17 protein-coding genes and 1 pseudogene are annotated in these 22,915 nt (G+C 50.1%); 5 read left to right on the top strand and 13 right to left on the bottom strand.

The window, feature by feature from the left end; genetic code table 11:
• Nucleotides 1-76: 76 nt before the first annotated feature.
• Nucleotides 77-862 (bottom strand): glutamate racemase, encoded by a 786-nt coding sequence (murI, locus tag DS743_RS06010; RefSeq protein ID WP_003617115.1) that lies wholly within the window; start codon nucleotides 860-862, stop codon nucleotides 77-79.
• Nucleotides 863-1,130: 268 nt separating this feature from the next.
• Here murI and DS743_RS06005 point away from each other — a divergent pair, with 268 nt between their 5' ends.
• The 4 genes from DS743_RS06005 to DS743_RS05990 all read left to right on the top strand — a co-directional run bounded on the left by DS743_RS06005 (nucleotide 1,131) and on the right by DS743_RS05990 (nucleotide 4,065).
• Nucleotides 1,131-1,844 (top strand): Bax inhibitor-1/YccA family protein, encoded by a 714-nt coding sequence (locus DS743_RS06005; protein WP_002878038.1) that lies wholly within the window; start codon nucleotides 1,131-1,133, stop codon nucleotides 1,842-1,844.
• A 131-nt stretch (nucleotides 1,845-1,975) separates the two neighbouring features.
• Nucleotides 1,976-3,175 (top strand): MFS transporter, encoded by a 1,200-nt coding sequence (locus DS743_RS06000; RefSeq protein WP_035183752.1) that lies wholly within the window; start codon nucleotides 1,976-1,978, stop codon nucleotides 3,173-3,175.
• 241 nt (nucleotides 3,176-3,416) lie between these two features.
• Nucleotides 3,417-3,782: a hypothetical protein gene (locus DS743_RS05995; RefSeq protein WP_035183754.1), complete on the top strand. Its 366-nt coding sequence runs from the start codon at nucleotides 3,417-3,419 to the stop codon at nucleotides 3,780-3,782.
• A gap of 160 nt (nucleotides 3,783-3,942) precedes the next feature.
• Complete coding sequence (locus DS743_RS05990) at nucleotides 3,943-4,065, top strand: hypothetical protein (RefSeq protein ID WP_035184183.1); 123 nt, start codon at nucleotides 3,943-3,945, stop codon at nucleotides 4,063-4,065.
• Nucleotides 4,066-4,124: 59 nt separating this feature from the next.
• On the opposite strand, the gene DS743_RS05985 is transcribed toward DS743_RS05990, so the two are convergent.
• Nucleotides 4,125-5,747: an ABC-F family ATP-binding cassette domain-containing protein gene (locus DS743_RS05985; protein WP_035183755.1), complete on the bottom strand. Its 1,623-nt coding sequence runs from the start codon at nucleotides 5,745-5,747 to the stop codon at nucleotides 4,125-4,127.
• A 455-nt stretch (nucleotides 5,748-6,202) separates the two neighbouring features.
• Here DS743_RS05985 and ppc point away from each other — a divergent pair.
• Nucleotides 6,203-8,868 (top strand): annotated as a pseudogene (gene ppc / locus DS743_RS05980) (phosphoenolpyruvate carboxylase).
• Between the two features lie 124 nt (nucleotides 8,869-8,992).
• On the opposite strand, the gene DS743_RS05975 reads toward ppc, so the two are convergent.
• From DS743_RS05975 to DS743_RS05925, 11 genes are all read right to left on the bottom strand, one after another.
• Complete coding sequence (locus DS743_RS05975; protein WP_013439171.1) at nucleotides 8,993-10,138, bottom strand: mannitol-1-phosphate 5-dehydrogenase; 1,146 nt, start codon at nucleotides 10,136-10,138, stop codon at nucleotides 8,993-8,995.
• 2 nt (nucleotides 10,139-10,140) lie between these two features.
• Nucleotides 10,141-10,590, bottom strand: a complete 450-nt coding sequence (locus DS743_RS05970) for a PTS mannitol transporter subunit IIA (protein WP_035183761.1) — start codon at nucleotides 10,588-10,590, stop codon at nucleotides 10,141-10,143.
• A 13-nt stretch (nucleotides 10,591-10,603) separates the two neighbouring features.
• Nucleotides 10,604-12,475: a PTS mannitol transporter subunit IICB gene (locus DS743_RS05965; protein ID WP_003611500.1), complete on the bottom strand. Its 1,872-nt coding sequence runs from the start codon at nucleotides 12,473-12,475 to the stop codon at nucleotides 10,604-10,606.
• A 162-nt stretch (nucleotides 12,476-12,637) separates the two neighbouring features.
• On the bottom strand, nucleotides 12,638-14,704 hold the full coding sequence (locus DS743_RS05960) for a BglG family transcription antiterminator (RefSeq protein ID WP_035183763.1): 2,067 nt from the start codon (nucleotides 14,702-14,704) through the stop codon (nucleotides 12,638-12,640).
• A gap of 136 nt (nucleotides 14,705-14,840) precedes the next feature.
• The gene (glmS, locus tag DS743_RS05955; protein ID WP_035183766.1) at nucleotides 14,841-16,652 is read right to left on the bottom strand and encodes a glutamine--fructose-6-phosphate transaminase (isomerizing); all 1,812 of its coding nucleotides are present in this window, start codon (nucleotides 16,650-16,652) and stop codon (nucleotides 14,841-14,843) included.
• 208 nt (nucleotides 16,653-16,860) lie between these two features.
• Nucleotides 16,861-17,346: an Lrp/AsnC family transcriptional regulator gene (locus DS743_RS05950; RefSeq protein WP_002878057.1), complete on the bottom strand. Its 486-nt coding sequence runs from the start codon at nucleotides 17,344-17,346 to the stop codon at nucleotides 16,861-16,863.
• A gap of 125 nt (nucleotides 17,347-17,471) precedes the next feature.
• Nucleotides 17,472-17,828 carry a DUF1304 domain-containing protein gene (locus DS743_RS05945; RefSeq protein ID WP_003617088.1) on the bottom strand — a complete coding sequence of 119 codons (357 nt, stop codon included), beginning with the start codon at nucleotides 17,826-17,828 and terminating at the stop codon, nucleotides 17,472-17,474.
• 89 nt (nucleotides 17,829-17,917) lie between these two features.
• The gene (locus DS743_RS05940) at nucleotides 17,918-18,322 is read right to left on the bottom strand and encodes an LbetaH domain-containing protein (RefSeq protein ID WP_035183768.1); all 405 of its coding nucleotides are present in this window, start codon (nucleotides 18,320-18,322) and stop codon (nucleotides 17,918-17,920) included.
• Between the two features lie 108 nt (nucleotides 18,323-18,430).
• Complete coding sequence (gene iscB, locus DS743_RS05935) at nucleotides 18,431-19,759, bottom strand: RNA-guided endonuclease IscB (protein WP_035183770.1); 1,329 nt, start codon at nucleotides 19,757-19,759, stop codon at nucleotides 18,431-18,433.
• 405 nt (nucleotides 19,760-20,164) lie between these two features.
• Nucleotides 20,165-22,111 (bottom strand): GGDEF domain-containing phosphodiesterase, encoded by a 1,947-nt coding sequence (locus DS743_RS05930; RefSeq protein WP_181406059.1) that lies wholly within the window; start codon nucleotides 22,109-22,111, stop codon nucleotides 20,165-20,167.
• Nucleotides 22,112-22,408: 297 nt separating this feature from the next.
• On the bottom strand, nucleotides 22,409-22,915 hold the full coding sequence (locus DS743_RS05925; protein WP_035183772.1) for an NAD(+) diphosphatase: 507 nt from the start codon (nucleotides 22,913-22,915) through the stop codon (nucleotides 22,409-22,411).

Raw genomic sequence — 22,915 nt, 5'->3', positions numbered from 1 at the left:
AATCCTCCTCTAATAATCTAAAGCTAATTGTTTGCTTTCTTACTATTATTCTAGCTGAAAAAACGCCTTTTGCCAGCTACTGCTTTTGCCGGTAAAGGGCATAGAGGCGCTTGCTCAAATCGGCGCCGGCTGGGGCACTGTTTTCAAACAGGATCTGGCCAGGCTGGCTGCTGGCATTCAGTTCATCCCGGCTGGCCAGTTGCCGCTTGACTTCAGCAGCGGCCCCGATGGCTCCGTCATAGACCTTGGCCTGGGGGCCTAAGATCTCCTGGATGGCCTGCTTGGCAAAAGGAAAGTGGGTGCAGCCCAGGACCACTCCTGCCGCCTTGCCGACATATGGGGCCAGCAATTCTTCCAGGTACTGGTAAATGGCCGGGCTGTCAGTTTGCCCTTTTTCGATCAATTCGACCAGTTTCGGGGCTGGCACTTTGACCACCTGACCAGGCTCAGCACATTCGGCAACCAGCTGGTTGAACTTATCCTGCTCCAGGGTCAAGGGAGTGGCCATGGCAACAACCTGCCGGCCGGGATTTTCTTCAGCTGCCGGCTTGACAGCCGGTTCGATCCCGATGATCGGCAGGGAGTATTCCCGGCGCAGGCGGTCAGCCGCCGCGCTGGTTGCCGTGTTGCAAGCAATCATGACGGCCTTGACCTGGTGTTTGTCAATCAGTTCATCAACTACCCGCTTGGCCAGCTGGTAGACTTCTTCCTTGCTCTTTACCCCGTAAGGAGCATTGGCTGAGTCGCCATAGAAGACATAGTCTTCGTTTGGCATCAGATCAACCAGGCGGCTGAGGACCGTGAGGCCCCCCTGGCCGGAATCAAAAACGCCGATTGGCCGATCAGCATATTCTTTTGACATATTTTGACCTCCTCTAGCTATTAATTTTGAACCTTTTATCCGCTTTCTTCAATCTATTGACTCCGATATTTTTCCTGCAAGCCGGACTTTCTTGATTTTTTCTTTAGTTTTTTTTAGCGGAAGAACCGTCCGGCTTGCTTTTTTTAGAGGCTATGTTATTGTTATATCTAAACCCTGGATATCACGTTGATTACCGGAATAAAACGGCAATCTGGGAATAAATTCTGTCCACAGTTTTTTTAGTTTTTTAGAAAGAGCAAAAGAAATTATGTTTAACGTTTCGCCTGAACAAGAGCGCCGCCACATCGTTGACGACTCAGCGCTCAATGGCTTTTTAACGAAAATGTATTCCATCATGGGCCTGGCGGTTCTGGTCTCAGCCTTGACTGCCTACTTGACCTTGACGGTCTTCTCTGGCAGCCTGCTGCCGCTACTCACCAACCGGGTCTTCCTCTGGGTCTTGCTGCTATTGCCGCTGATTTTGAGCGTGGGCATCAGCTTTAAGGCTACTCGCAAGCCGACAACGGCCTTCTTCATGTTGATGGCTATCGCGGTTATCTACGGGCTAGAATTCTCCCTTTTGGCTTTTGCCTACACGGGTGCCCAAATCGGCGGAGCCTTCATATCCGCTTCAGCCGTCTTCATCGGGATGGCGGCTTACGGCAGCGTGACTAAGAAGAACCTGGACACCATCGGGGCTTACGCTTCAGCCGCCATCTGGGGCTTGATCGTGGCCAGCCTGGTCAACATGTTCTTGAAGAGCACGCCAGCCAGCTTCATCTTCTCCATCATCGGGGTCATCATTTTCACGATCTTGACTGCCTGGGATGCCCAGAAGATGAAGTCCATCTACGCCAGTTACGGCGACCAGCTGCCAGAACTTGGCCTGGCCGTTAACGGGGCTTTGATGCTGTACCTGGACTTCATCAACCTCTTCCTGCAATTTTTGCGGATCTTCGGGATCGCTGACAACGACAACTAAAATTTAAGATTTTCTTTTTTGAAAAGGCTCTCTTCCTATTAGAGGGCCTTTTTTCCTTGACTATTTTTCCTGCAAGAGTAAGGTAAAAGATATGTAAAGTATTTATTAGTGATTGTAAAGAAGGTCTTAGAGTGCAAAAGAAACCGGTATGGAAAAGAAATCTGCAAGTCTCAACGGTCAGCGTCTTTTTGGCGGGGATTGCCTTTTCAGAAGTCACGCCGTTTTTGTCCCTGTACATTGACACCCTGGGCAAGTTCAGCCACCAGCAGCTGAGCTTTTGGTCCGGGATCGTCTTTTCAGCGGTTTACGTCGTGGCAGCCCTGGTTTCCCCGATTTGGGGCAAGCTGGCCGACAAGAAGGGGCGCAAGCCGATGATTCTGCGGGCTTCTTTGGGGATGGCGGTTGTCTTTACCTGCATGGGCCTGGCCCAGAATGTCTGGCAGCTGCTGTTCTTGAGAGGGATGCAGGGCGTTTTTGCTGGCTTTATCTCCAATTCCAACGCTCTAATCGCGGCAGAAACGCCAAAAAACAAGGCGGGCAAGGCCTTAGGGATCATGAGCTCAGCCACGACCGGGGGACAATTGCTAGGGCCATTTGCCGGCGGAGCACTCTCCCAAGCTTTTAGTTACCGAGTAACCTTCTTTATCACCGGGACCCTGCTTTTTATCTGCTTTGTCTTGTCAGTCTTTTTTATCCATGAAGATGACTTCGTGCCGGTCAAGAATGGACAGCGGGGCAACTTTAAGGAGACAGTTAAGGAGTTTAAGAGCGGGCAACTGATTATCGGCCTGCTGCTAACTACTTTGATCATTCAAGCAGCCAATAACTCCATCAATCCAATCGTTTCCTTGTACGTCAGAAGCTTGATGCACAATTCTGGACAGGTTGTCTTTGCCAGCGGGGTAATTGCGGCTTTGCCAGGAATCGCTACGGTGGCCGCAGCCTCTTACTTCGGGGGATTAGGTGACCGGATCGGAACCCACAAGATCATCTTAGCTGGCTTGATTGGCTCGATCATTCTCTTCTTCTTGACAGCTTTTGTCCGCAATACCGCCGAACTTGGAATCTGCCGTTTCTTGATCGGTTTTACTGATGCCTGCCTCTTCCCGCAGGTGCAGACCATGTTGACCAAGCACAGCCCGAAACAATTGACCAGCCGGGTCTTCAGCTGGAACCAAAGTGCCATGTACGTCGGCAATATTTTTGGCCCTCTGCTAGGTTCAACGGTTTCCGCCCACTTCGGCTACAGCGCCGTCTTCCTGATAACCAGCGGGATTGTCGTGATCAACCTGCTTCTTTACCGGACTAATATTTTGAAAAACATTGCCTAGCTTAAGCGCAAAAAAGCTCCAAGATTCATTCTTGGGGCTTTTTGCTTGAAGATTATTCTTGACTATCCTAAAGAGAAAGCACTGTTTTGTCTGTGTTTGGGCCGATTTTACCTATTTTTCACAAAAACAAAGATGTCCTTAAGTGAAAATAACAAATTTTAACAAAATCTATGCGTTTGCTCAAAAAAATTCTTCGCATTATACTGAAGGAAAAATATTCTTTGAGAATCGAGGTGTTCTTTTGAAAGTCATTACCAAAATTTTGCAAGCTGTCAGCTTTCTGCTCAGCCTCTTTCTTCTTTGGGCCGGCCTGGCCAGCTTGCTTGACGTCTGCAACTCCGCCAGGCTAATGGGCTGGTCCTCTTTCATCCCTTCAATTGTCGCCGGCCTGGTCTTCATCGTCATGCTTATCTGCGAAGCCTGGCTCAGCCTGCGGATAAACAAGCTGGACGACCGGGGAATCTTCTTCTTCCTGGCCGCCCTCCTGCTTTTAACAGCCGGCGAAATGGTCGCCCCTGTTGCTTTTGGCTCTGGCTTTCTCTGGCTGAACCTCTTGCAACTCTTGCTGATCCTTCTGGCCCGCTTTGCCATCGATTTTCATGAATAGTGGCCAAAAATTACACATACCAAAAATGGTGAAACTCATTCTCGAGCTTCACCATTTTATTTTTTCGTTTCATGGACAAGTCATCCGGCAAGACACAGATCACAAAGACATCCCCGTAGTAATTGTCTTCCACATACCGGCCGAATACGTCGCCTTATACATGCGGTCAATCGGCCATGAAAGTCTCTTCTTCTACTACGTCTCATTCGCGGCCTTCATTTCTCTTTTGGTTTATGTCTTTGCCTTAAAAGGTCACCGGTCAGTACTTGACAATGAAGCATAAGGCAGATGCAAAAAAGCTTATCCAGGACGGATAAGCTTTTTCTTTGGCTTTTTCTGCTTTTAGTAAATCTTTGCAACTTGTTCCTGAACAGTCGGGTGGACCAGGAAGTCGTCGTAGCTGATGTCGGCCCGGGCCACCACACCCTTTGGACCAACTTCAATAATGTGGTTGGCAATGGTCTGGATGAACTCGTGGTCGTGGGAGGTAAAGAGAATTGAGCCAGGGTAGTTTTCCATGGCTTCGTTCAAGGCGGTGATGGATTCCAGGTCCAAGTGGTTGGTTGGATCGTCCATGACCAGCACGTTGGCTGCTTCCAGCATCATTCTGGACAGCTGGCAGCGGACCTTTTCACCCCCGGACAGGACCTTGATCTGCTTGTTGATCTCGTCGCCGCTGAAGAGCATTCTGCCCAAGAAGCCCCGCAGGAAGGTGTTGTCGTCGTGTTCCTTGTCAGCGTATTGGCGCAGCCAATCCAAAATCGTCAATTCGTCATTGTCGAAGTTGGCGTTAAGGTCTCTGGACATGTAGTTAAAGGAAGTCGTCTGCCCCCAGGTAACAGTCCCGGAGTCTGGTTCCAGGCGGCCGGCGATGATTTCCATCAAGGCCGTGGTTGCCCGGGTGTTTCTGGACAAGAAGGCAACCTTGTCACCTGGCCGGACGATAAAGGAAACATTGTCCAAAAGCTGCTCGTCGCCGGACTTGTAGGACACATTGTCCACTCTCAGCAAGTCGTTTCCTAGGTCCCGGTTCACCTCAAACTTGATGTACGGGTACTTGCGGCTGGATGGCTTGATGTCGTCCAAGCTGATCTTGTCCAGCTGCTTCTTTCTAGAAGTAGCCTGCTTGGACTTGGAAGCGTTGGCTGAGAAACGGGCGATGAATTCCTGCAGCTGCTTGATCTGTTCTTCCTTCTTGGCATTTTGCTGGCGGGCCAGTTCCGTAGCCAGCTTACTTGATTCGTACCAGAAGTCGTAGTTGCCGACGTAGAGCTTGATCTGCCCGCGGTCAACGTCACACATCTGGGTGCAGACCTGGTTCAGGAAGTGACGGTCGTGGGAAACGACCAGGACGATGTTTTCGTAGTCAGCCAGGAAGTTTTCCAGCCAGGCCGTGGTGTGCACGTCCAGACCGTTGGTCGGTTCGTCCAAAAGAAGGATGTCCGGGTTGCCAAAAAGGGCCTGGGCCAAAAGGACCTTAACCTTGTCGCTTTCCGCCAGCTCGCTCATCTGCTTTTGGTGCATGTCTTCCGGAATGCTCATGGACTGGAGAAGCTGGGCAGCATCAGCTTCCGCGTTCCAGCCGTCCAGTTCCGCAAATTCCGTTTCCAGTTCAGCCGCCTTGACCCCGTCTTCTTCACTAAAGTCGGCCTTGGCGTAAAGGGCGTCACGCTCCTTCATGACCTGGTAGAGCTTTTGGTGGCCTTGAATCACAGTTTCCATAACGGAAAAATCTTCAAAGGCAAAGTGGTCCTGATTCAGGCTGGACATTCTTTCGTTAGGGCCCATGCTGATTGAGCCCGTGGTTGGTTCCATTTTTCCTTCCAGCAGCTTTAAGAAAGTCGACTTGCCGGCCCCGTTGGCTCCAATGATGCCGTAGCAGTTGCCCGGCGTGAACTTAAGGTTGACGTCGCTGTAAAGGGTGCGACTGCCGATTTGCAAACTTAAATCTGTTACTGTGATCAATAGATTTTCCTCTGTTTCTTAAATTTTCTACTGCAATTATGACTAAATCAGTATAACAGGTTTGGCCTTTTGCCTCCATGCTTTTCAACCATTTTCTCCTCCCTTTTTTCAACTTCTTCCTTATTTAAGAAAAAATTGGCTTGTCTGTGCCTGTCGACTTTAATGTCTGTGGTCAGCGTGCCCGTGATTATTATGCTGGCCAGCTGGCTCAAGCAGCTTGTATAGTTCCCCATTAAGCAAAAAGGACATTTTTTGTCAAGACGATTGTTCGTTTTTTAGAAAAAGTTGCTGAAAGCAAGCCCAAGCTAATTCAATTTTGGGCAAAAAAGGCGTATGATAGAGAAAAAGCATTAGCAAACAAAGTTTATTTTAAAAGAAAGAGGAAGTTAAGCGTGACTGCTAAGAAATTAGAGAACAACAGTAACCACGCGGTTATTGCTGAAGAGGTCAAGATTTTGACCGATTTGCTTGACGAAAGCACCCGCCATTTGGTTGGCGACGAAGAATTCGCCAAGATCAAGGGCCTGGTTAAAATTGCTGCCAGCGGCGACCACAGCCAGCTGGAAAGTCAGATTGCCTGCTTAAGCAATCAAGAGATGATCATTGTCGCCCGCTACTTCGCGACCCTGCCACTTTTGATCAACATTACTGAAGACGTTGACCTGGCCAGCGAAGTCAACCTGCTCAACAACACGGACAAGGATTACCTGGGCAAGCTGGAATCAACGGTTGACCTGGTAGCGGAAAAGGACAATGCCGCTGAAATTCTGAGTCATGTCAATGTCGTGCCAGTTCTGACCGCCCACCCAACCCAGGTGCAGCGCAAGACCATTCTGGAATTGACTAACAAGATCCACGACCAGCTCCGCCGCTACCGGGACTTCAAGACCGGCACCATCAACCGGAAAGAGTGGACCAACCAGCTCCGCCGCTACATTGAAATCATCATGCAGACGGACATCATCCGGGAAAAGAAACTGAAGGTCTCCAATGAAATCAAGAACGTCATGGTCTACTACCCTGACTCCCTGATTCCGGCCATCACTAAGCTGACTGCCCGCTACAAGGAACTTGCCCGGGAAAAGGGCCTCAACGTTGACGGGGCAACGCCGATCACCATGGGCATGTGGATCGGCGGGGACCGGGACGGCAACCCTTACGTTACGGCTGAAACCCTCCGCTTGAGCGCGACGATTCAAAGTGAAGTCATTTTTGAATACTACATCAAGGCTCTCAACGACCTTTACCGGACAGTGTCTGTTTCAACTTCTTACGTGCAGCCAACGCCGGAAGTTACCGAACTGGCCAATTGTCAGCCGACAACTCCCCATTCCGAGAAAACGAACCTTACCGCCGGGCCTTCTACTACCTGGAAAGCCGCCTGGCCCACACGGAAATGGAGCTTTTGGACGTCTTCTCCAAGGAAGCCGTCGTTAAGAAAGAAGCTGCCCTCAAGGCTCCGGTCTACAAGGATGCTTACGAGTTCAAGGAAGACCTGGAAGCCATCAAGCGGTCATTAATCCAAAACCATGACCGGGCAGTTACCGGCGGCCACTTTGACGACCTCCTAGAAGCTATTGATGTCTTTGGCTTCCACCTGGCTACGATCGACATGCGGCAAGACTCCAGCGTCAACGAAGCCTGCGTGGCAGAGCTCTTAAAGAGTGCCCGGATTTGTGACAACTACAGCGATTTGGACGAAGAAGAAAAGATCCAGATCCTGCTCAGTGAATTAAACAATGATCCCCGCAGCCTGCACTCATCCAACTCACCGAAGTCAGAGCTTTTGCAAAAGGAACTGAAGATCTACCACACTGCCCGCCTGCTTAAGGACACCTTGGGCGAGAATGTGATCAAGCAGCACATCATTTCCCACACCGAAAGCATCTCTGACATGCTGGAACAAGCCATCATGCTGAAGGAATACGGCCTGCTCGATTCCGAAAAGGCCCGGGTGCAAGTGGTGCCTTTGTTTGAAACGGTGGAAGACCTGCAGAACTCCCGGGAAATCATGAAGCGCTACCTCAGCTTCGACATCGTCAAGCGCTGGGTTGCTTCTAAGGGCAACTACCAGGAAATCATGCTGGGCTACTCCGACTCCAACAAGGACGGTGGCTACCTGGCCTCCTGCTGGAGCCTGTACAAGGCCCAAAAGGAACTGACAGCCATCGGCGAGGAACAGGGCATCAAGATCACCTTCATGCACGGCCGGGGCGGCACGGTTGGCCGGGGCGGCGGCCCATCATACGAAGCTATCACTTCCCAGCCATTCGGCTCCATCAAGGACCGGATCCGGACCACTGAACAAGGGGAAATCATCCAGAACAAGTACGGTAACAAGGACGCTGCCTACTACAACTTGGAAATGCTGGTTTCCGCCGCGGTTGACCGGATGGTCTCCAAGCAAAATGTCAGCCAGGACCACATCCAGGACTTTACGGCTTCAATGGACGGCATTGTGGAAGACAGCAACCGAGTTTACCGGGAACTTGTTTTTGACAACCCGCACTTCCATGACTACTTCTTCCAGGCTACGCCGATTAAGGAAGTTTCTAGCTTGAACATCGGCTCCCGGCCGGCAGCCAGAAAGAAGATTACTGAACTGTCCGGCTTGCGGGCCATTCCTTGGGTCTTCTCCTGGTCACAAAGCCGGGTCATGTTCCCAGGCTGGTACGGGGTTGGTTCAGCCTTCAAGCACTTCATTGATGCTGATCCGAATAACTTGAAGGAACTGCAGGAAATGTACCAGGGCTGGCCATTCTTCCACTCCCTGCTGTCCAACGTCGACATGGTTTTGTCCAAGTCCAACATGGAAATCGCGGAAAAGTACGCTGGTCTTTGTGAAGACGAAGCTACCCGGTCAGTCTTTGACATCATCAAGAAGGAATGGGAACTGACCAAGGAAGTCATCCTGCAGATCGAAGGCCACAGCAAGCTTTTGGAAGACAACCCGTCTTTGGAAAGCAGCTTGGACTACCGCCTGCCTTACTTCAACGTCTTGAACTACGTCCAGCTGGAAATGATCAAGCGGGGCCGGCAAGAAAAGCTCAGCGGCATCTACGAATCGATCATCCACATCACCATCAACGGGGTCGCTTCCGGCCTGCGTAATTCGGGCTAATGCCACGGATTTATATTTCAATAAGAAGCAAAAAAGCATGTTTTTTCAAACATGCTTTTTCTTCTTGCTTTTGCTTCGTGTTGTTTTAGTTTTTGATTTGGAATTTATTGCAAAATTGTTTTACTTAATCAGCCGCCTTGATTGAAGCGATGATTTCTTCAACCAGGTCAGGGTCATCCTTGAGGCCAGTCGTTTCCAAAACGACTTCCTTCAGCGGTTCATCCTTGAGCATCTGTTGCAGCTTTTGGCTTTCAGCGTCTGCTGGCTCGTCAAAGTGGTAAATCTTGCCGACCGTTTCAAGCAAGGCCGTGTAGTCAAGACCCCGGGCCTTCAGTTCTCTGATTGGCCGGATGAAACGTTCATCATAGCCCAGCTTACGAATTGGTGTCCGGCCAACCCGGGCGATATCGTCAGAGATGTATGGGTTCTTGAAGCGGTTGATGACTTGAGCATGGTATTCTTCAAGTTCTTCCTTGCTAAAGTCCCACTTGGCCAAAAGGAGGGAACGGGTTTCAGCCAAAACGCGGGTTACCTGGTCAACGACCCGGTCATCCTTAACGGCTTCCCTAATCGTTTCATAGCCCAGAGCCTTGCCGGTGTAAGCAACAGTGGCGTGACCAGTATTGACTGAGAACAGCTTTCTTTCGATGTATGGTTCAAGGTCTGGAGCGTAGTGAACGCCTTCCAAGCGGATCTTCGGGTTCTTCATCTGGCTTTCGTCGATAACCCATTCCTTGAAGTCTTCAACTGAAACAAAGAGTGGGTCTTCATTGTGCTGAATTGGCACGATCCGGTCAACAGCGGCGTTCGGGAAGCCAACGTACTTGTCAACTTCGGCCTTGTCTTCGTCAGTCAAGTGCTTGTAGACTTCTTCCTTCAAGAACTGGGAACCGCCGATCATGTTTTCACAGGCAATGACATCCAAAGGTTCGTGATTTTCCTTGACTCTCGCGCTTAAGGCTTGGGCGATCAGAGGAGCAATGATCTTCAATACCTTGGGGCCAATTGCCGTGGTAACCATGTTGGTTGTCTTGATGGCTTCGACTACCTTTTCAGGGTTCTTGGCGTTGTTGATCCCGGTCACGTTGCTAATGTGAATCTTCTTTTTCCCCGGGGCGGCCAGTTGAATATCGTATTCACCCCGCTCAACCAAGGCATCAATGATCGTTTCATTAACGTCGACAAAATCAATTCCAAAACCGTTGGCTGCCAAAGTTTCACCAATGAAGCCGCGGCCAATGTTACCTGCACCAAAGTGTACTGCTCTCATTTTTAATTTTCTCCTACTTTGTCTAACAAACCGATAATTTCTTCTGGCGTTTGCGCGTCGGCTAATTTTGCTACGTTGGCAACGTCGCTGCAGAACAGGGCAATCTGGGACAAGAGCTGCAAGTGCTCATTGCCCAGGCCTGCGATCCCGAAGACAACCGTGACTAATTGCTCCTGGTCATTATCTGGGTCGCTGAAGTCGACCCCCATTGGGATTTGGACAACTGAAATCCCGGTCTTCTTAATGTATTTCTTCCCTTCATCAGTGCCGTGCGGAATAGCGATAAAGTTCCCCATATAAGTTGACACATCCGCGTTCCGGGCAAGCATGGCGTCAATGTATTCCGGCTCGACGCAGCCGTGGTCTACCAGGAGCTGCCCGGCCATGCGGATAGCTTCCTCACGGGTGGCAACATTCTGGTTCAACTTGATCATATCTTTTTCCAGTTTCATGCTTCTGCTCTCCTTACTTCAGTTTGTCAACCAGGCCGCTGACTTCGCCGGCCTTGAGCAAGTCAGCAACGGTGATAACTTGGATCTGGTCATAGCGGATAGCCAGGTTCTTGCCAGCCATTGGCGTAACGATGACCAGGTGGCTTGGATCATTGTCCAGTTCATTGATTCTGACGGCCTTAACAGGGGTTGTCTTGCCGGCCTTCTTCATCTGGTCCTTGAACAGGCTTGACGCCATCGTCACCGTACCTAGATGTTGGTCGTGACGGATAAAGTTGACTTCCTTAACCTTGCTGAAATCGATCGAAGCCAGACTGTTTGCCTTAGCAGCTGTCTTTTCACTCTTCTTGACCTGGTCTGCTTCTGGCAGGGTTTCACCAGCTGCCTTCAAACGGGCAACGACCTGGTCATATTTTGGCGTGCTGAGGAAGTTGCCGACAGCCACGTGCAAAGCGTTTGGCGTCTTTTCCTTAGCCCGTTCAGCCAGTTCTTCCTGGGTGATGACCAGCAGGCCCGGTTCATCCTTCAAGTTGCGGACAGCAGTGTTAGTAACTGGCAGGTTCAAGCCCGCCTTCCTGACCTTATCTCTCAGAAGCGATGCCCCCATAGCGGATGAGCCCATGCCGGCATCACAAGCAAAGATAATTCTTTGCACATCCTTGTAGCTTTCGACCGTTTCAACAGCTGAAGCTCCGGCTTCTTCTTCAGTCAAGCCCTTGGATTCTGCCTTCATAGCTGCCATTTGCCCTTGAGCGGCAGCCAGGTCGCCATAATCACTCTTGTCCATCTTATAGATAACAGCAGCAACGACAAAGGAAACAATTGCTGAACCAAGCACACCGACAATGTTGCCGAAGTAGGCATCCTTGGCTGAAACCAGCAGGATGGCGATAATTGAGCCAGGACTGGCAGCAGCAGTCAAACCGCCGCCCAGGATGCTAAAGAGGAAGGTCCCGGTAATCCCGCCGGCCATGGCAGCCAGGATCAGGATTGGCTTCATCAGAACATATGGGAAGTAGATTTCGTGCACCCCACCAAGGAAGTGAACGATCATTGCACCCGGAGCAGAGCTCTTGGCTGAACCCTTGCCAAAAATTGAGCAGGCCAGCAGGATCCCCAAACCAGGGCCAGGGTTTGATTCCATCAAGAAGAGGACTGACTTGCCGACCTTGGCAGCTTGCTGGATACCTAAAGGAACCAGGACACCGTTGCCGATCGCGTTGTTCAAGAACAAGACCTTGGCTGGTTCAATAACCAGGTTGGCCAGTGGCAGCAGGTGGTGGGCGATGATCCAGTCAACCCCGTTGGCAATCCAAATGGTTGATACAACCAAAATAGGTCCGATCAAGAAGTAGCTGATAGCTACGAAGATCATCCCCATGATCCCCTGGGAGAAGTTGTTATAGATCATTTCAAAGCCGGCCTTGACCTTGCTTTGGAAGGCTTGGTCAAACTTCTTCAAGCACCAGGCACTGAGCGGCCCCATGATCATGGCCCCTAGGAACATTGGAATCCCCGTAGCCTTGTTGGCTGCGTATGGGTAAAGGGCCGGATAAACGATACCCTGTGCTACCGGGTTGGCCCAAGGGAAGGCCAAGACGATGGTCCCGACAACGGAGATGGCACCAACCACGCCCCCTCTTTCCTCATAGACGCTCTTGCCGCCCGTGTAGGCAATCAAGATTGGAATCATGAAGTACAGCATTGAGCTGGTAAAGCTATTGATGTACTTGTTCGGGAACCAGCCGTTCGGCGACATGAAGATCGCGGTCATGAAGCCCCAGGCAATAATCGCGCCAATGTTTGGCATGATCATGCCTGACAGGAAGGTCCCGAATTTCTGGATCTTTGCCTTAGCTGAGCTCTTGCTCTGAGTTTCAGACATTACTTTTCCTCCTAAACACTAAAAACTATTACCAATAAAACTTTCTCTACTTAACTTTTACTTACATTTTTATCTTAACTTCAATTGTTTCCGCTTTCAATTAAAAGAAAATAGAAGTCTGGCATCGGTTTCAGTGTCAGACTTCTATTTGTGATATTTGCATTAAGATTGGCCACGGGCCTGGTTTAGCCTTTGGGTTACCTGGCCCAGGTACTGTTGGGCAATAGCAGCCGCGATTTCCTGGCAGTTGCCGGACTCAAACAGCTGCAGGGTCTGGTCACTCATGACCAAAAAGCTGCTGATCATCCCCAAAACATTAGCACTGACTTCGGGCAAATCTTCCGGCGCTAAAAGCAGGAGCTGCCTTTTAACCATAATTTTGCTTTGATCCATTGCTGTCATGGCAATTGGCTCAGCCAGGTCATAAATGGCAAAAAAGCATTTGCTGACGGCCCTTGTCCGCGTATGCAAGAGGGCCAAGTGACTGCCTGGCAAACCCAAGGGAGCCAGGTCCAGCCGCTTTTTCAGCCGCTGGGCGACTTCCAGCCGGTCTTTAACGTACTCATCCGGCACGGCCGTGACAATCGCCGACAATACAGCATTCATATCCATTCCCTGGCTGCCTATCGGCTGCAGGGTCATCTGTTGCAGAAGCTGCTGGCAAAAGGCGCTTTCTCCTACCAGCTGGGTCAAGACAGCTGCTGGATTTTTGAAGCGGCAGGGCTGCTGAACGGTGCTTTTTTCCGGGTATTTGGCTACATAACTGGCCACCTCACTCTTGACCCGGTCTAGTTCCCCGCCTAAAAGCAAGGGACTGACCAAGTGGTATTCCCGGGGGAAACCTGGCAAATCCAGAGTCGAAAAGATGATGTCATAATCTTCCAGTTTCAGCTGGGCCAAGCCCGAAGCCCGGGCCGTCTTAACCTGCTTAATCTCTGGAACCTCTTTTTGCAAGCGAGCCGCCAGAATGGCAGAAGTTCCCAGCCCATTGTCGCAGATTACCAAAGCTGACAAGTTGCGGCGGGGCTGCCGGCTGCCATATTCATTGGCAAAATATAGCAGCAAGAGCTGCAATTCAGCTACATTCAATTCCTCTGAAAAATCCAGCTTCCAGGCAGCCGTGATTGCTTCATAAAGCTGGGGGAAGTGCATGGTCAGCTGACTCAAGGTTTCAATCCGCACGTTTGGCAAGCGCTTGACGCTGTGCTGCAGCAAGGCGGAAATATGCTTTTGCAGGCGGCGGGAAAAGGCCGGATTCTTGCTGAAATCAAACTGAACCTGGTCAGAAACGTCTTGAATAAACTGCCCCACCCGGAGATTGACGAGGACTTCCTGGTCATCACTGTCAAAAGGCACCCGTTGGTCCTCGTGCATCTGCATTTGATTAGCGAGAAAGATCACTTCATTTTGCGTCAAGGTAACTTCTGGTACGTCTAGCTTGGCAAAAATCTGGTAGACATAGCCTTGGTATTTTAAAGAATCCGGTTTGGCAGCCATGCTTTCCACACTTTTGCCTTGCCGCTGGCGGTCCAGGCTAATGGCAAAGAGCAGAATCAGCTCGATCAGCTGATAATCTGTCTCAAAATTGAAAACTGACAGCAGATCTTTGACCGCTTGCCAGCACTTAAGCAGATCTTTTTTCGGGAGCAGGTCAATGAAAAAGTTTCCCGACTTGGCCTGATCTTCTTTATTAAGGTAAGAGAAAAAGACATAGTCGTTGCTTTCACTGAGCAGGATTCCATTCAGAATCCGGCGCCGCTGGCTTTCCTTGCCGCTGACCTGGACCCCCAGGCCCTTGGTCCGTTTGAGCTCGATCTGGTACTTGGCCAAAGACTCAGCCACAGCAGCCAAGTCTGCTTGAACTGTCGCTTCGCTGACTCCCAGCTCATCAGCCAAAGCAATAATTTTTTCCGGTTCGTCTTTTAACAGAAGCAGAGCGGCCAGGGCATTTCCCCGGTCTTCGGCCTTCATCTCACCTTGCCCCGGGCTCTCTTTGAGTTCGCCGCGCAGGTCGGCAATCGACTCATCCGGTCCAGTTAGCTGCAGATAGCCCTTCTTATTGGTCAAGGTCAAGTCTGATTTGGCCAGTTCCGGGCGCAACAAGCCAAATTCCCGGTAAAGGGTCCTCCGGCTGGTTTCCAGCCTTTTTTCCACTTCCGCTAAACTGATTCCGTCTTCATTTTCCAGCAGGATCTGCAGAATTCTCTTCTGCCGGTCGGTCACAATCATTGCTCAGTCTCCTTCATTAAGAAATCGCTATCATTGTACCAGAAGAATACATTTTTGGCCAAAAGTCAAAGCAAGTTTCAGATACAGAAACAGGCAGATGCCGCCGCACCTGCCTGTTTTAAATATTCTGCAAAAATTATTCAACCGTAACGCTCTTAGCCAGGTTACGTGGCTTGTCAACGTCCAAGCCCTTGTTCTTGGACGCGAAGTAAGCCAGCAATTGCGTCGGCACTACTGACAGCAAAGCTGACAGGTAGTAGTCGATTTCCGGCAAGACGATGTTGTCGCCTTCCTTAGCAAATTGCTTGCCAACGATAGTGATCACGTTGGCCCCGCGGGAAGCCACTTCCTGGATGTTGCCCCGGGTCAGGTCAGCCGTTACCGGGTCGTCGATCAAGGCGATAACTGGTGTGCCGTCTTCGATCAAGGAAATGGTCCCGTGTTTGAGTTCCGCAGCGGCGAAACCTTCGGTTTGGATGTAAGAAACTTCCTTCAGCTTCAAAGCAGCTTCCATGGCAACGGCATGGTCGATCCCCCGGCCGATGTAGAAGGCGTTTCTAGATGGTACCAGGTACTTCTTAGCCAGTTCTTCGATCTTGTCCTTGCCGTCAACGATTTCCTGGATACCTTCAGCGGCCAGGCTCAAGCCTTGTTTCAAATTCCAGTCCTTGGCCGCCTGGTCGCCCAACTTTTCACCAACGGCCTTGGCCAAAATTGCCTGCAGGGCAACTTGGGCAGTATAAGCCTTGGTTGAAGCAACGGCGATTTCCGGACCAGCGTTCAAAAGCATGGTGTAAGTTGCTTCTCTTGACAAGGTTGACCCTTCAACGTTGGTCATGGTCAAGCTTGGGATCCCCCGCTTGTTGGCTTCAGTCAAGACCACGCGGGAGTCGGCAGTTTCACCGGACTGGGTCAGGAAGATGAAGAATGGGTGCTTGGACATCATTGGGAAGTGGTAGCCGGCTTCAGAAGCATAGCCAACTTCAGTTGGAATCCCGGTGAGCTTCTCAAAAATTTCCTTGCCAACCAGGCCAGCGTGGTAGGAAGTACCAGCCGCGAAGATGTAGATCCGGTCAGCCTGGCTGACAGCGTCGACGATCTTTTCGTCAACAACTGGCTTGCCTGCTTTGTCTAAGTAGTCAGTTGACAGGCGGCGCATAACTGCTGGCTGTTCGTCGATTTCCTTGAGCATGTAGAATTCGTAAGTGCCCTTGGAAGCAGCGTTCGGGTCGATGTCCAAAACTTTAGCTTCTCTTTCCACCTTGTTGCCGTCGTAGTCCTGGATTTCGATTGAGTCCTTGGTTACGTCAGCACAGTCGCCATCGTTCAAGGCGATGAAGGTCTTGGTTTGGTCCAAAACAGAAATCGCGTCTGAAGCGATAATATTAAAGCCGTCGCCCAACCCCAGCATCATCGGGCTCTTGTTCTTGGCAATGTAAATGTGGTCTGGCTTGGTGTTGTCCACCAGCAAGAAGGCGTATGAACCCTTAACAAGCTTCAAAGCCTGCTTGAAGGCTGAAAAAGCATCCAGGTTTTCGTCCTTGGCCAGCTTGGCTACCAGTTGCACGATAACTTCAGTATCAGTTTCAGACTTGAAGTGAACGCCTGCCAGGTACTTTTCCTTCAGTTCCAGGTAGTTTTCAATGACCCCGTTGTGAACCAGGTAGAAGCGGCCGTCTTCTGAGTAGTGTGGGTGGGCGTTTTCCACCGTTGGCTGGCCGTGGGTTGCCCAGCGGGTGTGGCCGATCCCGGTCGTCCCTTCTTCCTCTGGCGTCAGCTTTTCTTCCAGGTTGGCAATCCGGCCAACCGCCTTGGTCAAGTATTCATGCCCTTGTAAGTCATTGAGGTAGATACCAGCTGAGTCATAGCCGCGGTATTCCAAGTTCTTCAAACCGTTTAAAACAACTTCTCTAGCTGGCTTGCCAACTACACCGACAATTCCGCACATATTTCTTCTCCTTTGGTCTAGTTCAATTTAAGCTATTGGACTAATTTGTATTTTTGCGTTTGCAATAGGAATCATAGCCGTTTTTTTAGCCCGGGTCAAGTCTTTTCTCGCAAATTGGTATAATTGTAAGCGGTAAAGTGGCGAGCTTAACTATTTCTTTGCAAAAAGGTCAAAAAAAGCCCCCGTCTTGGCAGACAGAGGCTTAAAATCAGTCTTCTTTCTTGTCTTCTTCGTCATCACTCTCGGTCTTGACCGGGATTGGCCGGTGCTCGATCGGGGTGGAAAAGGCAATTTCGGTCTTGGTCCGGCCGAATTTCTGCAGCTCGTTGACTAAGTGGTCCAGCTCTTCAGGCCGCTGGTAGGCAGCCTGAATCAGCATGGAGTAGTCCCCCGTCACGCAGTCGCACTGGATAACATTCGGAATCTTTTCGATGAAGGGGTAGAACTCGCTCTTGTCTTCCGGCTTGACTTCCAGATTGATGAAAGCCTTAACCACGTAGCCCATGGACGGGTAGTCAATGTCAGCATAGTAGTGCTTGATGAGGTTGTTGGCTTCCATCCGTCTGATACGGTTGGCTACGGCCGGAGAAGACATGAAGTTGGCTTCCGCGATATCCTTGACGGAAATACGGGCGTTCTCTTCCAACATTTGTAAAATGCGCCGGTCGGTTTTGTCGATTTTGTATTCAACCATTTCTTTCTCCCACCTATTCAACAGCTGCGCTGACTATTTTGGTCCTTTTATTAAAAATATTATATTCCTACAAGAATTCAGTGCAAGGCTTTTCTGAAAAAAGAGTTATATCTTGCATCCCGCCCTTAAGCAAAGAAGCTGACGATCAAGGTCAAGATAGGCAAGCCCCCCTGCATCAAGAGGATCTTCGGCTGGCTGGTCACGGCCCCGTAGGCCGCTACCAGGATCATGTAGGCCAAGACCAGCTGCAGGACGATCTTGCCCAGGGCAAAGGCCGCGATCAAGGTCAAAACGGCCAGCAGGCCGTTGTAGATACCCTGGTTCTTAAACAGCGTATTGACTGACGGCCGGCTTAATTCTTCCTGGTCCATTTGGAAAACTTCTGCCGTCTTCTTGGAAGTCGTTGCAAAAGTTTCCAAATACATGATATAGAAGAACTCAACTGCCACCAGGCAGGCTAAAACTTGTAAAGCTATTTTCATTGTTAACTCCTCAACTTTTCACTTCAGTGCAAGCTGATAGTGATATTTTACTTAAAACATAATGATAAAGTCAAACCATAAGTTGACACTTATCCGCAATCATTGGCCAGATCAGCGATTTTCCTGGCCGGGATGCCGGCAAAGACCCCGTTGGCGGGCAGATCCTGGGCTACCACGGCCCCGGCTTCCACGACCACGTTGTCGCCGATATGGACCTCACCGGCGTCTTCGATGGTCAAACCCCCAGCGGCCAGAAAGTGATGGCCGATATAGATATTCGGCCCGTTCAAGCAGCTGAAGCTGGTCCCAAAGCTGGCCTGGTCCCCTAAAGCACTCAGGTGCATATTCAAGCGCAGGAGCTGGGCTGGCCGGTCCAGGTTATTGCCCTGCCTGAACTCGTCGTTCCAGATGATTCCCGCTTCCTGGTAATGCTCCACCTCCGGTGCCGTCAGCTGGTAGAAATCACCGGAGCGCATTTTGTCAAGTTCATCCATGGTCTTTTTCCTTTAAGTATTTTTCAATGATTTTCAACGGCAGGCAAGCCCGGGATTCCACCTATTTCAATGGGTGGAGGAATAGGGCTCGCCTGCCTTCCTTCTTTCTTACTTAAATTCGTACAGAGAAAGCTTTTGCTCTGCTTTTTGCCAGTTGCCGTTATGCATGATCAGCCGGCACTGCTTTCTATTAATGTAATTCTTGCCATTGCTTAGTACGTAATTGCCTAAGCCGTCTGTCAGATAAACGTAATATCCCTTCGACTTGAAGCCTTTTACATAGCCCTTGGCATGATTTCCTATCACACGAACGTAGTCATTTAGCCACAAGCCACGTGCATAATTCATATTCTTCTCATTACGCTTGGATGACGTATTTGGCTGCTTTCTGCCTTTTCTTGCAGTTGCTTCGTGAAGCGACCGCTTCTTCTTGCGGAACTGGCTGATCAGCGTAACCGTATCCGACAGCTGACCCACTGACTTGATCCCGCTGATTGCGATTGCATCCATAAAGTGACCTTTTGGCAAAAGAAGATTCTTACGATCTACGTAGGTTTGCGAACCGTACTGAAAGCTTGCTTCTGGGAAGGCAGTCATAATCCGCTTGCGCAGAATGTTCATGAATGTTGCACCCTTCAGCTGCTTTGTCACTTTCTTCTTGGCTTTCATCCATTTGTAGAGCTTGCCACCTGGCTGGTGGTTCTTTGTCGTGTGGCAGTCCGTGCAAAGCGTTATCAGATTGCTTATGCGATCCGTTCCGCCATGTGAGCGGTAGACAATGTGGTGGACAACAAGCTTTACGCCTTCGCCATGTTTATGGCAGAGCTGACAGGTGTACTCGTCACGTGCCAGCACGTAATACTCATAGTTCTTCCAGTCCTTCAGTGAGCCTTCTTGATACTGCTTGCCCGAAATTTCTGGGTTAACCATTTTGGCCATGTCAAACTTGCCTACTTCGATGTGAAGATCGGGATTTGGTAACACAGCCAGATAGCGTTTGATCCAAGCAATGTTATGGCTTACCTTGCCTTTTATTGACGGCGGAAGCCATAAGCCGTCTCGCTTGCCATGCACTCTGTTTAAAAAGCGGGCTTGGCGATAGCGAGTCTTGCGGTTTCTTTTGCTTCTGCGGTAGATCTTGCGGGTGTACAGATTTTTGTGTACGTCTTGGCGAAGCTCTACCTCGCTTTGATGCAGCACCTTGTTTTGACTGACAATGGCAAAGCCAATGTGTCTCTGCCCAGTGTCTACGCCAAGGCTAACCTTCTGCTTATAGCCGTATGAGCCGTATTTCAGCTGAATGGTGAACGGATATTTCTTGACCACAAAAGCCTTGCCGCTTTTCAGAAGCAGCCTGGCCTTTCTTGGACAACATGGCATTAGCGGCTTGCCGTCCTTGTTAAGCAGAAACACCCGATTGGCATTTTCGTGCTTCATGCTTTTTCTCCTTTTCCGTAATGCAGGAAACAGTGATTCCTGCCACTTGTCCGAATCAGGAGACCCAATCCGGATTTGCGTTGTTGCCCATCGACAATGTTATCCATGCTTGCCAACGCAGTTGACTGTCACGTTAACCTCATGACTGTTTACAGAGCTGCCACAGAGCCAAAGACTTGGGCATCATCCTTGGGTGTGATGACATAGATAACGTAGCAATCCAGTCAGCCGAAGCCGATTGGATTGCTTAGTCTAGACAATGAAAGCTGGATTTCTCCAGCTTCCCTGCTAAAGATAAGAGACCCGAAGCTTGAGCTTCAAGCCCCTTACTTCAGTAAGGGGTTACTATTGACACTAGTTAAATTATAAGCGAAAAGCGTTTAAAAGAAAAAGACCTTAAAAAAATCAAACCATATTCGTGTTGATTACATAGGCCCGCTGGCCCGGCATCTCTGCCACCAGCTGCAGGCGCAGGCGGCCGGCATAGTCTTTGATCCGGAAATTTTCTTCAATGATTTCACCGTCAGCCGTTTCTCCAAGCTGCTTTACCAGGGTCAAAAATTCCCGCCGGCAGTCAAACTCGAATCCAGCCCCCCTTAAACGCAGGGACTGGCACCAGTTCTGGGCAGCCTTGTTAGAATAAATAGGCTCCAAGTCCCCGCCCTTGTCCAAAAGGAGCATGACTGGCACGGTTTCCGCCAGATCCTGGTCATTTTTTCCGCTGAAAGGATAGAGGGCGTTCAAGACATTGATCTGGCCGATCTTCTTATAAAAAGCATGCTCAGCCAGACTTTCAAATTCCAGTCCCCGCTCCTTCCGCTTGGCGGTAATCTTGTCTTTTGGCAAAGGCTGGGAGAAGTAGAAGCCCTGGGCCAAAACGCAGCCGATGGAGTGAAGGAAGTCGTATTCGTCCTTAGTCTCTACCCCTTCAGACAGGGTTTCAATCCCCAGCCGCTTGGCCATGTCGATCACGTCCATCAAGATGGTCGGGGTCTTTTCGTTGGCGTGGCGGAGAAAGGCCATGTCAATCTTGAGCAAGTCAAAATCGAAGTTCTGCAGGTTGTTCAAAGACGAAAAGCCGCTGCCGAAGTCATCCAGCCAGACCTGGTAGCCATCCTCATGGAAGCGGCTGATGTGCTCCTTGATGACAGCTTCAGTGTTGCTGAGGAGGGCTGACTCGGTAATTTCGATCCGGATCTGGGAGCTTTTCACCCCATGACTGGCCAAAATATTATTGATTCTTTCATGCAGGTCGGGCAGCTCCAGGTCATAACGGGACAAGTTGACCGAAACCATCGGGTAGGTCTCACCTTTTTGCATGGCTTCTTCCAGATCCTGGCAGACCAGGTCCAAAATATGCAGGTCCAGCTTGTGGATCAAATGTCCCCGCTCCAGGACCTCGATGAATTCTCCCGGGTTCAAAAAACCGTACTTAGGGTCAATCCAGCGGGCCAGGGCTTCATAAGTGCTGATCTTGGAACTGAAGGTGTCCACGATCGGCTGGTAGTAGACCTTGATCCAGCCCTTGTCCACGGCTTCGTCGATGTGGCTGAGCAAGTAGTTGGCCAAAGTCAGGTCCGCCTCCATCTTCTCCTCATAGCGGCAATAGTAGTTCCGGTAGTTACCCACGGCATTGTTGGCCGCGATTCTGGCCCGGTCCATGGCAAAGGAGACCTGCTGGTCGCTGGCAGACAAGGGGTAGATCCCGGCTCTGATCGAAGCCCCAAAGGCCTCATCCCCGATAATGACATCGTGAACGTTCCGGATGGCCTGATCCACCTTGCTATTAGGAATCAAGGCATAAAAGTGGTCAGCAACCGACCGGACCAGCCACGGGCTGCCAACTTCCTGGCTAATCACCTGGGCCAGGCGCTTTAAGAGCTCATCGCCAGCTTTTAAGCCGTGTTCTTTATTAAAAAACTTAAAATTGCTGATGTCGAAGTGGACCAGGTCCAGCTTCAAGCCGGGATTGGCCTTGATTTCCGCCAATTCATAAGCAACATGGTGACGGAAGGCGGTCACGCTGCACAAATTGGTCACGCTGTCAGCCGAAGCTCCCTTTTCCACGTAAAAGGACTTTTGCAAAAGCCCTGACATGTGGCTGGAAGCAATCTGCATGACCGGGAGGGCCAGACTCATGTCTTTTGGTTCATCTACCCCGACAAAGCCGACCAGGTCGGTTTCAAAGTAAAAGGGGCACAAGACCAGACTATTGAGCTCCTGGCGGGAAAATACCTCATATAACATAGGATCAGTCTCTTTGAAAGCTGCCATATCGCTAATATAGTAACCAGAATTTTCCCTAAAGGCCCGGTCCATGCACTGGTTCATCAATTCTACATAGCCCAGCATTTTCTGAGCTTCCAGGGGAGAGAAAGACCGCTGAAATCAAAATTCCTTTTAAAAGCGCCGTATTTTCCCAAGCTTTACCTCACCAAGCAAAATGCAAATTTCCTAGCCAAAATACCGTTAACTGAAGAAAATACCCTCGGCTAGGCCGGGAGTGTCTACCTTATTAGAGCAAAAAATACTATAAAGCATTCGATTAATAAAATCAAGCTATTGGCGCGAAATAATAAAGCACTTATTGCTTTTATTAGGTAAGCCTTAATAAATCAAGGATATATCGCTAATGCGATAAGTTTTCAGTTATCTATCCAGCTTGCATTTATTGAGGTATTCCAACAAAAAAGTCCGGGCTAAGGAATTTGGCCGGATCTGCCGGCGGGCTTCGTCTATGCTTAGCCAGTTCCAGGCGTCGATTTCCTCATTTGGACTAACCTTTTCAGCCTGGTCAACGGTCACCGTGTAGTTGAGCATCAAGGTATTTGAGGGAGCAAAATACTGGCTGCGGTTGAAGTGGAGGCTTTTAGCCGTTAGATGAAGTTCCTCCATTAGTTCTCTGCGGCAGCTGTCTTCGGCGTTCTCCCCTTTGTTAACGTAGCCAGCTACCAGGATATAGGAGTCCTTCCCGTACTGCTTGATCAAGAGTACCTGGTCGCCTCCTTCATTCATGATGATCATGCTGACAGCGACGGAAAAAAATGGAAAGCGGAAGTCGCCGCATTGCTCGCAATAAGGGATCAAGCCATCCAGAGGCAATTCCTTTTTAGTCAATTTTTGCCCGCACTGGGGGCAGTAGGTCAGTTCAAACAT

This window comes from Lactobacillus leichmannii, assembly GCF_024701915.1.
GTDB lineage: Bacteria > Bacillota > Bacilli > Lactobacillales > Lactobacillaceae > Lactobacillus > Lactobacillus delbrueckii.
Note: the sequence above shows the minus strand (reverse complement) of the source record. Positions and strands in the feature narration are given on the sequence as shown.